Source organism: Kitasatospora sp. MAP12-44 (assembly GCF_029892095.1).
Lineage (GTDB): Bacteria > Actinomycetota > Actinomycetes > Streptomycetales > Streptomycetaceae > Kitasatospora.
The window spans coordinates 1-15,190 of sequence record NZ_JARZAE010000002.1; the positions used below are offsets into that span (position 1 = coordinate 1).

General features: G+C 73.3%; 10 protein-coding genes. 7 read left to right on the forward strand and 3 right to left on the reverse strand.

Annotated elements, in window-relative coordinates:
* Positions 1–627 precede the first annotated feature (627 nt).
* Together P3T34_RS00295 and P3T34_RS00300 are read left to right on the forward strand one after the other, a co-directional pair.
* Positions 628–1,038, forward strand: a complete 411-nt coding sequence (locus P3T34_RS00295; RefSeq protein ID WP_280663890.1) for a hypothetical protein — start codon at positions 628–630, stop codon at positions 1,036–1,038.
* A 70-nt stretch (positions 1,039–1,108) separates the two neighbouring features.
* Positions 1,109–3,589: a DEAD/DEAH box helicase gene (locus P3T34_RS00300; RefSeq protein WP_280663891.1), complete on the forward strand. Its 2,481-nt coding sequence runs from the start codon at positions 1,109–1,111 to the stop codon at positions 3,587–3,589.
* A 174-nt stretch (positions 3,590–3,763) separates the two neighbouring features.
* Here the strand turns inward: P3T34_RS00300 and P3T34_RS00305 are convergent, their stop codons facing one another.
* Positions 3,764–4,447 (reverse strand): hypothetical protein, encoded by a 684-nt coding sequence (locus P3T34_RS00305; protein WP_280663892.1) that lies wholly within the window; start codon positions 4,445–4,447, stop codon positions 3,764–3,766.
* A gap of 1,156 nt (positions 4,448–5,603) precedes the next feature.
* Here P3T34_RS00305 and P3T34_RS00310 point away from each other — a divergent pair.
* Both P3T34_RS00310 and P3T34_RS00315 read left to right on the forward strand, forming a co-directional pair.
* On the forward strand, positions 5,604–6,491 hold the full coding sequence (locus P3T34_RS00310; RefSeq protein WP_280663893.1) for a replication-relaxation family protein: 888 nt from the start codon (positions 5,604–5,606) through the stop codon (positions 6,489–6,491).
* Positions 6,492–6,838: 347 nt separating this feature from the next.
* Positions 6,839–7,807, forward strand: coding sequence for a replication-relaxation family protein (locus tag P3T34_RS00315; RefSeq protein ID WP_280663894.1), 969 nt, complete (start codon positions 6,839–6,841; stop codon positions 7,805–7,807).
* Positions 7,808–9,011: 1,204 nt separating this feature from the next.
* On the opposite strand, the gene P3T34_RS00320 is transcribed toward P3T34_RS00315, so the two are convergent.
* Both P3T34_RS00320 and P3T34_RS00325 read right to left on the reverse strand, forming a co-directional pair.
* Entirely contained in the window at positions 9,012–10,532 is a 1,521-nt protein-coding gene (locus P3T34_RS00320) for a hypothetical protein (protein WP_280663895.1), read from the reverse strand.
* Positions 10,533–11,471: 939 nt separating this feature from the next.
* The gene (locus P3T34_RS00325; RefSeq protein ID WP_280663896.1) at positions 11,472–12,944 is read right to left on the reverse strand and encodes a hypothetical protein; all 1,473 of its coding nucleotides are present in this window, start codon (positions 12,942–12,944) and stop codon (positions 11,472–11,474) included.
* 1,058 nt (positions 12,945–14,002) lie between these two features.
* On the opposite strand from P3T34_RS00325, the gene P3T34_RS00330 reads away from it, so the two are divergent.
* Genes P3T34_RS00330 through P3T34_RS00340 form a run of 3 tightly spaced genes read left to right on the forward strand, consistent with a single transcriptional unit; the run spans position 14,003 to position 15,129 of the window.
* Positions 14,003–14,365, forward strand: coding sequence for a hypothetical protein (locus P3T34_RS00330; RefSeq protein ID WP_280663897.1), 363 nt, complete (start codon positions 14,003–14,005; stop codon positions 14,363–14,365).
* On the forward strand, positions 14,365–14,847 hold the full coding sequence (locus P3T34_RS00335) for a hypothetical protein (RefSeq protein WP_280663898.1): 483 nt from the start codon (positions 14,365–14,367) through the stop codon (positions 14,845–14,847). The genes P3T34_RS00330 and P3T34_RS00335 overlap by 1 nt, the downstream gene beginning before the upstream one ends.
* A gap of 33 nt (positions 14,848–14,880) precedes the next feature.
* On the forward strand, positions 14,881–15,129 hold the full coding sequence (locus P3T34_RS00340) for a hypothetical protein (protein WP_280663899.1): 249 nt from the start codon (positions 14,881–14,883) through the stop codon (positions 15,127–15,129).
* The last annotated feature ends 61 nt before the right edge of the window (positions 15,130–15,190 follow it).

Below are 15,190 nucleotides of genomic sequence, written 5' to 3' on the forward strand. Positions count from 1 at the left end.
CCCGGCTACGCCGGGTAACCACGGGCCTTCGGCCCGGGTTGCTTGCGCCTTCGGCGCTGCGCGGCGCCTTCGGCGCCGGTACTGCCCCGGCCTTTGGCCGGGGGCCCTCGGCTTCGCCGAGGGCTGGCCCGCGCGGTGCGCGGGCGGCGGGCCGGCTGCGCCGGCCGGATCGGGCTGCGCCCGATCGGGTGGGGTGGCGGGCGCTGCGCGGGCTTGGGTGGTGGTGGGTCAACTCCGCGCTTCGCTGCGTAGTTGGGTGGGTGTCAGGGTGGGGCCTTCGGCCCTTGGTGGGGTGGGGGTGGGTGCCGGGCTTCGCCCAGGCTGGCTGGGGTGGTGGGTGGGGGGCTTCGCGCCTTGGGGGGTGGTTGGGTGATGGGTGGTCATGTGGTGGGGTCACTCGTTGGGGTGGTGGAGGGGCGGGCTTCGCCCGTTCTCGTGCATCAAAGACAGCAGCCCGCTAGACTCTGTGCTGTCAGCTGGGCTTCGGTAGGGCCTCCGGCCCGCTGGATGGCGCGGTTTCAGTAGAGGAGAAATACGGTGGCTGAAAGCTCCTACGGAATCTATCTCGCTCGATCCGCTGTGCGCCATAAGGCCCAGGGGAAATCTCCGGAGTATCTCGCCAACCAGGTGGGACAGGCTCGCTGGTGGGAGCGGGAGGCCGGCCTGCTGGACTATGGGCCCTCCGCGAAGGAGGAGGCCGACGAGTGGGAGCGGATTGCCGAGCTCGTCCGCGCCGAGGGGCTGGCTGCCTACGACGCGGCCCACGACGAGCAGGCCCAGGTCTGGGACGCGGAGTACCGGGACCTTGTAGCGGCGCAGCAAGAGGGGACGCAGCGGCTTCGCCGCACCCGCCGGGTGGAGGCCGGGCAGCAGCTGGCGGTGGAGCTGTCCGCCGAGGCGGAGCAGCGCCTGGTGGCGCTGGCGGCTGAGTTGGGGGTGTCTGCGGAGCGGGTGCTGGAGGTCTTGGCGGAGAACGTCGAGAGCACCGGTGAGGGCTTGGTCCGCGTGCCCGGAGTTCGGGTTTCCCCTTCGCCGTGAATAGCTGAATTACCCCGTACTGGTCCTGCTACCGCGTCACCCGAATTCCAGCTGGAAGGAATTGCCCGTCATGTCTAAGAAGCTCCGTCCTAATCAGGAAGAGGCGTGTGACGCTTCGGTACGACTTCTGACGCCTCCGGCGTCGGGTCTGCTGCCTCCGGAGGGGCTGCGGTGTCAGGTTCGCGCGGCGACGGGTTCCGGCAAGAGCTTGACGGCCGTGCACGTGGCCGGGCGGCTGCGCTCGGAGCGGACGCTGGTGCTGGTGCCGTCGCTGCCGCTGCTGGAGCAGACGGTGGCCGTGTGGAAGCGGGAGGGGCACGGCGGGCGGATGGTGGGGCTCTGCTCCCTCAAGGGCAGCGAGCAGCCGGGGATCGCGTGCACCACCGATCCGGTGGAGTTGATCCGCTGGACGGCCGGGCCGGAGCGGGTGACGGTGTTCGCCACGTACGCCAGCCTGGGCCTCGGCCACTTGGAGAAGGCGCATCAGGAGGGTTTGGAGCCGTTTTCGCTGGCGGTAGTTGATGAGGCTCACCGTGTCAGTGGCCAGGCTGGGAAGCCGTGGGCGGCGATCCTGGACAACACCCGGATCCCGTGTGACCGGCGGTTGTTCATGACGGCCACGCCGAGGCTGTGGGCCGTCAAGGAGCGGGATCGAGAGCGGGCGGCGGCGGCCGGCATCGGGTCGGCCGAGCTGATCGCGAGCATGGACGACGAGAGCCTGGCTGCCTTCGGCCCCATCGCCCATGACTATCCGCTCGGGCAGGCAGTGTCGGATGGCGTGATCGCCCCCTACCGCATCGTGTGCGTCGACGTCTCGGACCCGGTCCTCCAGGGGCTGGAGCAGCGCGGTGCGAGCGAGATGTCGGTGGAGTACCGGGGCGCCCGGCTGGCGGCCCTGCAGACGGCTCTGCTGACCGCTGCCGCCGAGTGGGACCTGGCCCGGGTGCTGTCGTTCCATCACATGGTGGCGGAGGCGCGGGCGCTCAGCACCGGGCTGCACGACGTGGCGAAGGTGCTGTGGGAGCAGGACCCGGCGCTGCACGCGGCCCCGGAGCTGATCGGTACGAGCTGGCTGGAGTCCGAGCACACCGCCGCCGAGCGGCGTAAGACGCTCGGGGACTTCTCCTCGCTGCTCGCCGACGACGGGCTGCGGCTGCTGCGCTACGTGCTCTCCTCGGTGAAGGTCTTGAGCGAGGGCGTCGATACGTTCGACTGCGACTCGGTCTTCTTCGCGGACGTGCGCGGCTCGATGGTCGACCTGGTGCAGGCCGTGGGCCGGGCGCTGCGGATGCACCCGGGCAGCGGGAAGGTGGCCACCATCGTCGTGCCGGTGATCCTCGGGCCTGGGGAGAGCGGCACGGAGCTGCTCAGTTCGAAGGCGTTCGATGGGCTCGCCAAGCTGTTGATGGCGCTCCGATCGCACGACTCCGCTGCCGTGGAGCGCCTGGCGATGCCGCAGTCCGAGACCCGGCCTCCCCGTGAGCCGAGGCACGCCGGCGACCCGGACGAGCGCCGCTCAGGCGAAGCCGGGGAGCAGCTGCTGCAGTTCTCCACCCAGCGCGACCCGGCGCTGATTGCGGCGTTCGTGCGCACGAGGGTGCTGGAGCCGGAGCGGGCCGAGTTCCGGCGGGGCCTGGAGGAGCTGCTGGCCTACAAGAAGGCGTTCGGGGACGTGAAGGTCGCCTACGCCTACGTCGCGCCGTCCGGGCACCGGCTCGGGGCGTGGGTGGCCGACCAGCGCCGCTACAAGGCCGCCGGAGTCCTCGACGACGAGCGGGTGAAGGAGCTGAACGCGCTCGGGTTCGTCTGGTCCGCATTCGACTCGGCCTTCACCGACAACCTCACCGCGGTCGCCGGGTACGCCGCCGAGCACGGCCACGCCTGCCCGCCGAACGAGGCCGTGTGGGGCGGGCGGCCGGTCGGGACCATCATGAAGAACCTGCGCACCGCGCAGCGGCGCACCGAAGCGCTCCAGCGGCGTGCCGAGGCCGGCGAGACCGGCCTGGACTGGACGGGAGCGCTGACCGCTGACCGCAAGGCCGCGCTGGATGAGATCGACCCGGCATGGTGCCCGGCCTGGTCGGTGGAGTGGCAGCGGGCCTTCGCCCTGGCCTGGCGTCACGTCAAGGACGACGGCACGCTCGCCGGTGCCGCGCCGGGCAGCGTCGTCGTCCAGGGCGAGGACCTGGCCGGGTGGGCCCGCATGCAGCAGGTCGGCTGGGACAAGCTCGGCCCGGCCCAGCAGTGGGTGCTGGAGCACGTCCTCGGGATCGAACCCCTGCCCGAAGAGCAGAAGCCGGCGGCGAAGGTCTCGCACGCGGAGAAGGAGGCTCGCAACCTCGCGGCCGCCGCCCAGTACCGGGCCCGCGAGGGGCACCTGAATGTGCCTCGCAAGCACAAGGAGCCCCTGGTCGTGGACGACGGCACCGACGACGGCGCCACCGTGCTGATCAGCCTGGGCCTGTTCATCGCCAACAGCCGCAGCAGGCGTGCCGACATCCCCGCCGAACGCGCCGCCCGGCTCACCGAACTGGGCATGCGCTGGGAGTAGGCGGGCGCCGGGGCCGGGCCGTTCAGGGTGCAACACGCCCACTGCAACACGGCCCGGCTGCCCCCCGGAGGAGGCAAAGGCCCAGGTCAGGGGTGCAACGCGGAGCCCGCGTTGCACCCTGTGTTGCAGTCGGCGGCTGGGATGCGTGGGGAAGGTGCCGCAGACCGGGCGGCGTCAGGCGTACCGCGCGGCGATGTCGGCGGCGGTGACGACGGTGACCACGGGGCTGGGCATCTCGGCATCCTCGTCGCCCTCGCAGGGCACGTGGTTGCCGAACAGGGAGCCGAACACCAGCGGGTCACCGTGTTCCGCCGCCAGCACGTCCAACGCCCGCTCGGCCGCCCGGTACAGGTCCGCTGGCGCCATCAGCCGGGCGACCGCGTAGATGTCCGCCAGCTCGCGCACTCCGAAGCCGTACCGGTAGGCGCTCAGTGAGTAGGCCCGCGCCATGCGGCGGAAGCCCGCGTCACCGCGCTCCAGCATCTCCCGGGAGAGGTCGTTGTAGGTGTCCATCACGTGGCTGCAGACCCACATCGCCATCGCAGCCACCAGGGCCGGGTCGCCCCCGAACGACTCCAGCAGGAGCTGACGGCACGTCCGGCAGCCGTCCCGGACCACGCGCATCTGGTGCAGCAGGATCTCAGCCAGCCCGTGGAGACCGAACAGGTTCACCGCCCCGTCCACGACCCCGGCCCGCGCCCGGTCCCGGGTGCGCACCGGGCCCTTGGCTCGCACCAGGTCGCGCAGCTGCCCGCTCCACTCCGCTATCTGATCGTCAGCGCTCTCCCCGCCGTACCAGGCCCACCCGGTCGTGCCCTTGGGGTAGACGTGGTGCGCGAATCCATGGTTACCGGTCATTTGGTGTCAGATCCTCTCGTTCGGGCTACGGCAAGATCCAACCCAGATTCACCTGTGGACAACTTTTCGCGCCCCGTCGCCATACCGTCATGAACGCTGCTCAATCCGGATGGATCGGTCACCGGGCCACAAGAGTCCGCCATCGTCTCCAGCACGGGTCCGAGCCGGTCACGGCGGCGACGGAGCAACAGATACGGGTGCAACACGCCCACTGCAACACGGCCCGACAACCCTCCAGAAGAGCCAAAAGCCCAGGTCAGGGGTGCAACGCGGGGCCGTGTTGCACCCCGTGTTGCACCCCGCGTTGCGGTGCCGCGTTGCAGTCGGGCCGGGGTGCGCGGTGAGCTGCCGCAGGTCGGCACCCGCCCCGGCGGCTACTGTCGCGCGCAGCTGTCGCGCCCGGACCTCGCACGGGGGTAAGCGCCCATCCGCCCAGGTCACAGGGCGCGACAGCCCCCAACGCGACAGGGGGCGCGACAAGGGGCGCGACAGGGCCGCCGGGCAGACCACCAGGCGGAGCCAGGGCGATCTGACGACGCTGTCGGAGAACGTGCGCACCGAGCAGTTGGACCGGCTCGCCGCGCTCGGGTTCGACTGGCGCTGAGACCGGCCGCCACTGCGCCCGCCGAGAAGCGCTCCAGGCCGTCTCTGCCCGCCTGCGCCCGCCGTGTCCGAGGAACACGGTAGCCGGGCCCGGCGGGGCGGCCTGGCGGCCTTCCGGGGCCGCCCGCGCGCCCCGGCCCCCGCCCCCACCGCGAGCGGCCGGCACCAGCCGGACGCGAGAGAAGAAAGGCCCGCCGCAGGCGCAGCGACCCTCACCGCCACCGCCCCACCCAACCAGCCAACCACCACCCACAAAGCCAAGGACAGGAAGGGGAAGGAGAGGGTTGTCGGGGTGGTGAGTTTCGCCTTGATGCCTTGTTACCGTGCCGTCTGAGCTGCGGGTTTACCCGAAATCCGGGCGCCGTGGCCGGGGTGGGCGGCCACCGGTTGGCGCACCGGTTCTCACCACCGGTTGTCGCACCGGTTAGTGCACCCGTTGTCGGATCGTGTCCGGATGGGGCGATCTTGGTGAGAAATCCGGTGAGAACCGCGGGCTTGTCTACGGGTGCTCGCCGCCACCGGGGCGGTGGGCACCGACGTTGAGGAGCCCGTGATGGCGACGCCGCCCGAGATCGACCACGCCGTGGTCGCCGCGCTGTACCAGTTCCGGATGGCCACGGCCGAGCAGCTGCGCACACTCCACACCCCCGGCAGTCGGCCGGAGCTGATGCGCCGACGGCTGCGCCGGCTGAAGGACGAGGGCCTGGTCGAGGACGTCACTCTCCCGCAGGCCGGGAAGCTGCGGGCCTGGTTCCTGACCGAGCGGGGCGCGCGGATCGCCGCCCGCTTCCCGGAGCTGGAGGGCGTGGCCTCGCCGCCGCTGCCGGAGGACAAGACCGAGGCGCGGCTGCGGGTCGGGCACATCCTGGCCGTCACCCGTACCCAGGCCGCGTTCGTGGCCGGCGCCCGCAAGGCGGGGGACGAGTGCGCGCCGCTGGACTTCCTGCCGGAGGTCTACCACCGCTTCGGCGAAGGCCGGGACGGTGCTGTCATCGCCGACGGCCTGCTGCACTACGCGACCGGCGGGCCCGGCCGGACGCTCAGCCGGGCGTTCGTGGAGGTGGACCGCGGCACGATGGCCAGCGAGAAGCTCGCCGCCAGGCTGATCGGCTACGCCCGCTTCCGCGAGCACCACCCGGTCCCGCCGCACCTGCGGCGCACCGCCGGAGCGCAGAGCATCCTGCCGGCCTGGCAGCAGCACTACGTGGTCTTCCCGCGGCTGCTGTTCGTCCTGGCCGACACCGGCGAGCGCGCCGCCCGGCAGCGCATCCGCGACCTCCAGAGCATCGCGGACGCCCACCCGTTGGTCGCCCGGATGCTGATGACCGTGAAGGCCGGCGCGGCCCGCCTGGACGACCTCGAGCAGCACGGCACCAGCGCGGCGGTGTGGCACACCCTCACCGACCACCAGCGGCCCCTGTGCGGGGCCTGGGAGCTGTAGCCCGCTCGGCGGGATCTGTCGGGAACCCGCCCCCGCCCGGGGGCGGGTGTGCCGGTTCTCCAGGGTTCCTGACCCGTCATCAAGGTGTCCGGCCGCTTCATCAAGGTGCCCGGGGCGGTCATCAAGGTGTCCGACGCCCCCTCATCAAGGTGTGCGGCCGGTCCACCAAGGTGTCCGGGGCTGCCATCAAGGAATCCGCCAAGGTTGGCGGCTCACCTTGATGGTCGCCGTTGCGTGATCGTTGTACTGGAGGGGCTGTTCACCAAGGTATCCAGCAAGGGTCGGGGGGTTCAGTTCGGCGACCGCGCGGACATCCGGTTCCGCGCCGAAGCCGAGGAGAGATCCCGATGGTGTCGACGACCAGGACGCGGGCGAGGGCGAGGACGGGCACGGAGCCGGACGGCGAGACGCGGGAGGTGGAGATCACCTGGGCCGTGCTCGCCTCCCTGTTCCAGTTCCGGATCGCCACCGCCGAGCAGCTGCGGCAGCTCCACGCCCCGGACAGCGGGATCGAGAAGATGCGCGGCCGGCTGCGGCGGCTGCGCGTCGAGGGCCTGGCCGAGGAGTTGGTGCTGCCGCAGTCCGGGCGGACCAAGGGCTGGTTCCTGACCGAGCACGGCGTCCGCATCGCCGGCGCCTTCCCGGAGCTGGCGGACATCCCCGCACCCAGGCTGCCCGGCGACGAGACCGCGTTCAAGTACACGCTGTGGCACCAGCTCGCCGTGGTCCGCACGCACCTGGCGTTCCTCGCCGACGCCCGCAAGCGGGGTGACGTCTACGGGGCGTTCGACTTCATCCCGGAGATCACCCACCGCTTCGCCGAAGGCAAGGAGGGCAGCGTGCGCCCGGACGGGCTGCTCCACTACGCGCGCGAGGCCGGCGACGGAGCGCGGGTCAGCAGCCTGGCGTTCGTCGAGCTCGACCGCGGCACGATGGGCGGCACGCGCCTGGCCGCCAAGCTGAACGCCTACGCCCGCTACTGGGCGACCGCTCCCCTGCCGGCCGGGGTACGGCCCGGCACCACCGAGGCGCAGGGCGGCGGCGTGCCGCTGTGGGAGCGCCGGTACCTGCGCTTCCCCCGGTTGCTGTTCGTCCTCACCGGCACCGGCCAGGCTGGCTTCGCCAACCGGGCGGGCGACCTGGAGCTCGCTGCCCGCACCCGGTACGTCGCCAAGATGCTGCGGACCGTCCCGGCCGGTGTCGCCAAGCTGGAGGACCTGGAGGCCGAAGGCCCGGGCGCCGAGCGGTGGTGGCCGCTCGCCGACCTCGACAACGGCCCCGTCCCCTGGTGGGAGCTGACCGGCACCCAGCCGTGACCAGCACCCGCCCGCCGATACCTTGATGCCCGTCCCGGGAGGCCCGGGGCGGGCATCAAGGTATCCGGACCGCCCTTACCAATGCTTTGACCTGTGGCGTTATCCCGCCGTGACCAGACCACCAAGGTATCGGCGCGGGCAGCGGGCCAGCCATCAAGGTATCGATGCGGACGCCTGGGCGACCATCAAGGTCGGCGGCCGGCCAGCGGCCCTACCCGGCCACCGCCCCCGGCGCTCCCCCCTGCCCTTCCTCGCCCTCCCTCCCGCCGGTGGCGCCGCGACGCAGTGCCGCCGGGCCGCCGCGCAGCGGACAACCCATCACGCCGTCGGCGCGCAGCACCAGGTTGCCGGGATCTCGTCTCCGCTCCTGCTCTGCGCGCCTGCTCTTCCCCAGCTCTTCCTCTGCCCTTCGTCCCACCCCGCCCCCGCTCCAGTGCCTGGACTTCTCCCGGCACCGCCAGGGGTCAGGGAGAAGTAGTCGGCGCTCCGCGGCCCTATGGACAATGCGCTCTGAGCTGCGAAGACACCATGATCACCCGAAGGGGCCGAGGCAACCCCGAGTAGCAAGCCCAGCGGCAAGCCCGAGTAGCAAGCCCGAGTAGCAAGCCCAGAGGCAATCTCAGAGGCAACCCCCGCACGGGCGCTTCCTCGGCTGGCCCAGGCTGATCGTCCGGCAGCATCCTGCGCCGCGCTGCCGGGCCGAGGCTGGTGGAGCCTGGGCACGGATCAGCGCTGCGGGTGCGGCAGTGGCGGGTGCAGTCGGGCGGCGGCGCCGACGGGGGCGCCTGGTCGAAGAAGACGTCGTCACGTCGAGGGCTGTGCCCGCCCCACCACCCCGCCGAACCCCACCGCCACCCGTACGGAGCAGCCGCGCCGTTTTCTAACCGGCCTCTGAGCTGCGCGGATGCGGGAACTAACCGGCCCGGCCGGGACCTGCGCGGGCAAACTCACCAGGTGCCCGGCCGGAACTCACCACCTTGGTCGGCGAAACTCACCGGGGCGCCGGGGAACTCCCCAGTGCAGGTCAGACCGTGTGGGGCGGGGTGCAACGCAGGACTGCAACGCAACCGCCCGCCCCGGGCCCGGTTTCCGGGTATCGGCGCAGGTCAGGGCCGCAACGCGGCGGCTGGGCGGCCGGGCGCGTTGCAGTGTGTTGCACCCCCGCGTTGCAGTATCCGGCCCCCGGGCCGGGGCAGACGGCGGGTCAGGATCGGCGCCACCAGGAGCTGGACTTCGCCGCCGCTGCTTCGGCGGCTGCGGCTTCCTCGTCGGCCTGCGCGCGCTCCGCCCGCTTCTGCTCGGCCTGCTTGGACCGGCAGTCGTCGCACAGCCCGTCGCTCCAGCCGGACCGGGACCGGGTCCACTCGTTGTCGGTGAGCGCGGACTGGCAGCGGGTGCAGGCCGGGCGGTCCGCCTCGCGTTCGGCCTCTTCCCGGGCCCGGCGGGCCTCGGTGGCGGCCTGGCGCTCGAGGGCGAGCAGCCGGTCGCCGTCTGGGTTGTCGAGCGCGGAGTTGAGGGTGTGCAGGCCGTCCCGGCCGAACCGTCGCCACACCGGACCGCCGGCGCCCTCGGCTTCGAGCAGCTGCAGCGTGGTGGCGACCACCGGCAGCGCCTGGTGGAAGTCGCGGGCACTCACCCCCTCGAACCGGTACGGGCGCGGACCCCAGTACGCCTCGGAACCGGCCTCCACCTGGTCGAGGCGGCGCAGCAGCCGCTCCCGGTCCAGCTCCGCCTTCGCGGCGAGCTCCGCCGGGGTCGGCGGCTTGTCGCCGGGGCGGGTGCGCTTGCGGCCGGGGGTGAGGACCAGGGCGACGGGCGGGTAGCCCTCGCGGCCGGTCGGCGGGTAGAGCGTCGCCCAGTGCCGGTGGGCGTGGACGGCCGCACCGTCCCAGCGGGCGGCTTTCGCCTTCACCTTGTCGGCGCCCTTGGCCAGCAGCTCGCACCACGCGGTGTAGGAGGCGAGCTTCTCGACCAGCTGGCCCACCGTCATGTTGTCGCGGTCCACCTCCACCAGGAGCACCGGCACCCTCGCGCCGGGCTCGCGCAGCACCAGGTCGGCGTACCGGTCCTGGCCGCCCGGCAGCGCGTGGCGGACCTCCGTGGTCAGGGTCAGCGGGGAGCCGTGGCCGGCGCGGACCAAGTACCCGGCCGTGGCGGCGACGTCCAGGGCGTGCTCGTCGTAGCCGGCGCTCTGCTCGTCGGGGCGCAGCACCGACACCTTCGTGCCGGGCGGCAGCAGTCCGGTGGCCTCCTTGTAGCCGGCCTTGGTCAGGCACCACAGCTTGCGGCCCCGCGCCCGGCCGTCCTGGCGCACCCGGCCCGCGTCCCGCAAGTCCAGCACGGCGTCCCGGACCGCCCGGTCCGACCGCTGTCCGGGCAGGACCAGGTGCCACAGCTCCCGCGGGGTGGCGCGCTGGAAGAGGGCAAGCGCCACCAGCACACCGCAGCGGACCGGACCCGTCGATCCCCGCTTCCACAGTTCACCGTCGGCAGCAGAGATAGAAGGGTTGTCGCCACGCCCGCGACCCCTGGTCCGGGGCGGCTGGCCTGCGGAAACAGGCTGAGCAGCCGTCGAGGGCGTGGAGGTGGCGGCGGAGGTGCCCGTGGAGGCCGGGCCGGACCCCTTGTCCCGGCCGGGCGAGGCCTTCGCCGCCCGGTCCGGCAGGTGGTCGGCGGCCTGGTCGCCGTCGTCCGGGTCGGGCGCGGCAAGAGCGGTGGTGGACATCGGGTTGGCCTTCCGTCAGCAGGAAGCCGGAAGCGGCGCGGTGGCCGGGCCCGGCACCCGGGCGAGCGCCCAGGTGCCGCCGACACTGCACAGCACCCCCTTGTCCGCGGTCTGACCCCACCCCTTGTCCGACCCCTTGACCAGGCACCTTGTCCCGCCCGGTTCGTCCGGGTCTTGGGCCTTGTCCTCCCGGTATGTCCGTGACCGACACCACAGGCCGTCAGAGGGCGGCGCGCGCCCAGGAACCGATGCGCGCGCGGTGCGGTGCGGACCGCGCGGCGCGGTGCGGGCGAGGCCGCACGGCGAGCGCAAGAGATGGTGCGGTGCCGCGCCCACCGCACCCGCCGGTGCGGCGCGGGCAGCGCGGCGCGCGGCCCGGAGATGGTGCGGTGCGGTGGTCGGGCTTCCTCCGGACCGCCGCGCGCGGCTCTTGTCCAGGGGAAACGCGGCCTTGTCCAGGGGAAACGCGGGGCGCACCGGCACAGCCGACGCGCGGCGAACTGGCGCGCGACGGAATCTGCAGGGTCTGTCCATCGCGCGCGGGCACCGCGCGGTGCGGTGCGGTGGTGCGGACGCGCGGTGCGGTGGTGCGGTGCGGTCGACGAACCGCCTCCGGACGACCGGGTGCGGGTCGTCTCTGTCCAGGGGAAACGCGCCTTTGTCCGGAAATGCGTGGCGCGGTCGGCCCGCAGTCCGGCGCGCTGACCGCGTGACTGCGGCACGCGGCGCGCTCTGCAGGGTCTGTCCATAGGCGCGCCGCGCGCGCTCGGACGCTGCTGGGGCTGTCCATCGCGCGCGGGAAGGCGCGCGGCGTGGCGGGGTCAACCGCGGCTGGGCGCGTCATGCCCGCGCGGCCGCGCGGCGGCTGGGACGCGCCACGCCGCCCCAGCCTGCGCGGTCCGGCGGTGTTCAGTCGTCGGCTGAGTTCGGCCCCGGCTGCTACAGCGTGAGTTCCTGCACCAGTGCCCGGCGCAGCAGGGTGAGGGCGTCGGTGCTGGTCGCGCAGAGCAGGGGTTCGCCGCTGGCGTCGTCGGCGACGATGGAGCTGTCGATGAGGGCGGCCCAGATGCCGCGTTCGACGTCATACTCCTCGATCCAACCCAGTACCCGCCCGCTGCGCTCCAGCGCCTGGACGCCGTGGTGGCGGGGCCAGATGAGGTGGACCAGGGCGCCGCCGAGTGCGGAGCGGCTTGGGGTGCCCAGGCCGCGTTCGGTGGGCACCGTCCAGCCGGTCGGTCGCTTCAGCTTCAGGGCCGGGCGCGGCCCGGTCGGCACCGTCGGCGGGCGGTGGGCGGCGTCGGCGAGCATGAGGGCCTCCAGGGCCTCGCTGTAGTCGAGGTGGGTACGCGGTCGGCCCAGGTCGCCGGTGAGGACCTCGGCGGTGCGGCCGTCGGCCCGGTGGCGCAGGGCGACCCAGCCGCCCAGGCCCCACGGGCCGTCCGGCAGCGGAGCGGTCCAGCCCACCGGCAGGCCGTCGGGGTGCACCAGCTGGAACACGCCGTCCGCGTCCGGGCGGGTCCAGGACTCCAGCGTCCAGCCCGCGCCGAAGGTGATGGACAGGTCCTCGACCCGGTCGCCCACGCCGAAGCGCAGCGTCGGGTCGGTGAACGCGCGCCGCCGCGCCGCCTCCTCCAGCTCTTCCCGCTCGCCCGAGGAACCGGTCCCGTCCGGGTGCCAGCCACCGGAAGCCGGGAGCGCGGCCGCGGGCATGGGCACCGGCGCGCCCGTCACGCGGGCAGGCCGCTTTTGGGACCGGTCCGAAACTGCGGGCACCGCCGACCCGGCCAGGACGGACGCCTTTTCGGATCGGCCCGAAATTACGGACCCGCCCGAGGGGTCGGCAGGGACAGGCTTTTCGGACCGATCCGAAATCACGGGCTCGGCCGACGTCCTGGCCTTCAGCTCCGGGGAGACCCGGGCCAGGACATCCGGGCGCATCAGCGTCTCCTCGGCCCGGCGCAGCTCGAGCTCCCACCCGGTCAGGTCGGGCCAGCGGACCGCGTCGCGTGCGTCTTCCGCAGCCTCCTGCGCCCGGACGCCCAGTGACGCGTGCCGACGGTAGAACTCCTCGTACGCGGCCACCGGATCGGCGTTGACCGCGTGCAGGAACGTGCGGGCGGCGTCCACGGCCAGCTCGGCGAGCCGCAGCAGCTCGACCCGGGCCCCGACCGCGGCCTGCTCCGCCTGGTCCTGGTCCAGCCCGGCCGCAGCCTTCGCGGCCTCCTCCTCGGCCTTGATCTTGTCCCGGGCCGCCTTGGACTTGCAGGCCGTCGAGCACCACTTCGCGGGGCGCCCACGCCCGACCACCACCGGCACCGTGTTCTGGCAGGCCGGCCGCCCGCACGCCGCGCCGACCGCCACGTCGAACAGCACGTCAGCGCCGCCGGAATTTCGGACCGATCCGTATTTCATGACCGGATCGTAGCCTTGACGATCACCCAGACCCCAGCGCATATCGGATCGGTCCGAAAGTCCCGCCCGCCTGAGCCGACCGCCCCTGGCCCGACTTTCGCACCGGCTCGAAAGTCCCGCCTGCGCCCTCCCAGCCTTGGTGCAGCCGGGCACGTTGTCCCGGTGCAGCGGAGCAGCGCCGCATGTTGTCCTGCCACCAGCCGTGACCGGGCACCCCCTTGTCCTGCTGTCCGGCAGCAGGTTGTCCCGCTGCTGCACATTGGTGTCACCGGACTGCAGCAGGTTGTCCCGCCCGGGCAGCAGCAGGTTGTCCCCAGCGGAGCAGCGGGTTGTCCCCGCGCATCGCGGCCTGCGCATGCGCAGCGGCTGCCCCGACGCGTGCGCATGCGCAAGGCCAGGGCGTTGCGCATGCGCATGCGGGGCGCCGGGCGGGTGCGCATGCGCAAGGGCCGGGCGGTGGGCGGCTTGCGCAGCGGCGGCTCGAAGACCCGGTCCGGGCCCGGGGCGAGGCCCGCCGACCGGGGCGCGGCCGCTGGCTGCGATCCCGATCGCAACGCGCTGACCTGGGGTGGGGAGTTTCGGTCGCAGTCCGGACGGGGCGGGTTCGCAGCGAACTCACCAGCTTCTTGCGCATGCGCAGCCGGCCTCTGCGCAGGCCGTCGCAGTCGCACCCGAGGACCGGTCCGCGATTGCGCAGCCCGTCGCAGTCGCACCCGTGGGCCTGCGACGTGCAGCAGGCCGGGTGCGCAGCAGCAGCAGCGCCGCGGGTTGCAGCAGCCGAACACGGTGTAGCAAGGCTCCCCTTGCTACACAGCAGCAGCGGCCGCCCAGCGGGTGTAGCAAGGCTCGCCTTGCTACACCCGCTGCTGCCCGTGACCGGGCGGGTGCCGCAGCGGTTGCACCCGGTATGACGACCTCACCGCTGTCCCGGCTGCCGCTGCACTCCCCCGACCACGACGAGACCGAGGCCCCCGACGGCGGGGACCAGGTGCAGCGGCAGCAGGAGGTGGCGGCGCTGCACCGCGCCATCGGCGCGGGGGAAGCAGCGGCCGGGTGGGGTGCGCGAGCTCGCCGGCCGACAGGACGACGAGGGGCACGGCCGGGTGCTGGAGCGCGCGGCCGAGGCGATCGAGCAGGCGAGCGGACGGGAGGTCATCCCGGGCGGCGACGGCGAGCTGGCCGGGGAGCTGCGCTACGCGCTGGCCGCCGACGTGGTGCTCGGCGCCACCTACACCGGCACGCTGCCCGAGCTCCACCCCGGCGAGCGCCTGGCCCTGGTCGCCGTCTGCGCGCTCGCGGCCGCGATGCCCGGCTGCGTGCTCGGCGACCTGGAGCGCGAGCTCACCCTGCTCGCCGGCGAACTGGACCAGGCCGTCGCCGCCGGACGCGCCGCCACCGCGGCCGCCGCGAGCCGGGCCTGATGAGCGCCACCGCGCGGCGCGGGCTCGGCCCCGGCGCCGGCTTCCTGTCCGCCACCGTCCGCGCGCCCCGCACCCCGCTCCCGTGGTCGCCCGCCGCCCTGGACGGCGAGCTGCGTTCCCTGCTGGACACCTTCGAGTCCACGGCCACCGGGTGGCGGGAGGCGTTCGAGGACCTGGACGAGGACGTCTTGGCGGAGGCTGCCGCCGAGGGCCGGATCTTCCGCCGCGATCCGGCCGCCGCCGTCGATCAGCTGGTGGCCGACCTGATACGTCAACTCGCCGACTGGGACCAGGCCCTGGCCGACCTCGCCCACGCGCTCACCGCGGCGACCGAGGGCCGACCGCTGCCCGACTGGGCCGCCGACGCCGGACGCACCGAGGACGTCCGGCTGCGCCAGGCCCGCCAGGCGCTACTGGAGGCCGTCGCCCGCCACCACCACAAGGGCCCCGCCCCCGTGGCCGGCGCAGACCGGCCGTGGTGATCACCACCGGTCGGCGCGCGGGAGAATGACCGGGTGACCAGCAATCAGCCGCGCGGCATAGGCTCCCTGATCCCCACCGCCCGAGCCACCACCCCCAGCGAGCGGGCCGCGGCCCAACTGCTGCACCTGCGCGAGGCGACCGTGCCCGTTCCGGTCCTCGCCGCGGCCGCCGAGCTGATCGCCGAGCGCCTGGACGATCCGGACCCGGCCACCCGGGAGGTCGCCGGCGCCGTCCACGCCCGCCTGCTCGCCGCCATCGAGGACGCCGCACCCGACCGCTAGCCGACCGACCGGGGTGGATGTCCCAGCACTCTCCCACCCCGGGCACAGAACGCCGCCAGCA

Excerpts from the sequence above, each read along its gene's own strand:
- P3T34_RS00320 (WP_280663895.1), bottom strand. The coding sequence starts at position 10,532 with ATGTCCACCACCGCTCTTGCCGCGCCCGACCCGGACGACGGCGACCAG.
- P3T34_RS00300 (WP_280663891.1), top strand. The coding sequence starts at position 1,109 with ATGTCTAAGAAGCTCCGTCCTAATCAGGAAGAGGCGTGTGACGCTTCG.
- P3T34_RS00335 (WP_280663898.1), top strand. The coding sequence starts at position 14,365 with ATGAGCGCCACCGCGCGGCGCGGGCTCGGCCCCGGCGCCGGCTTCCTG.
- P3T34_RS00315 (WP_280663894.1), top strand. The coding sequence starts at position 6,839 with ATGGTGTCGACGACCAGGACGCGGGCGAGGGCGAGGACGGGCACGGAG.
- P3T34_RS00305 (WP_280663892.1), bottom strand. The coding sequence starts at position 4,447 with ATGACCGGTAACCATGGATTCGCGCACCACGTCTACCCCAAGGGCACG.
- P3T34_RS00325 (WP_280663896.1), bottom strand. The coding sequence starts at position 12,944 with ATGAAATACGGATCGGTCCGAAATTCCGGCGGCGCTGACGTGCTGTTC.
- P3T34_RS00310 (WP_280663893.1), top strand. The coding sequence starts at position 5,604 with ATGGCGACGCCGCCCGAGATCGACCACGCCGTGGTCGCCGCGCTGTAC.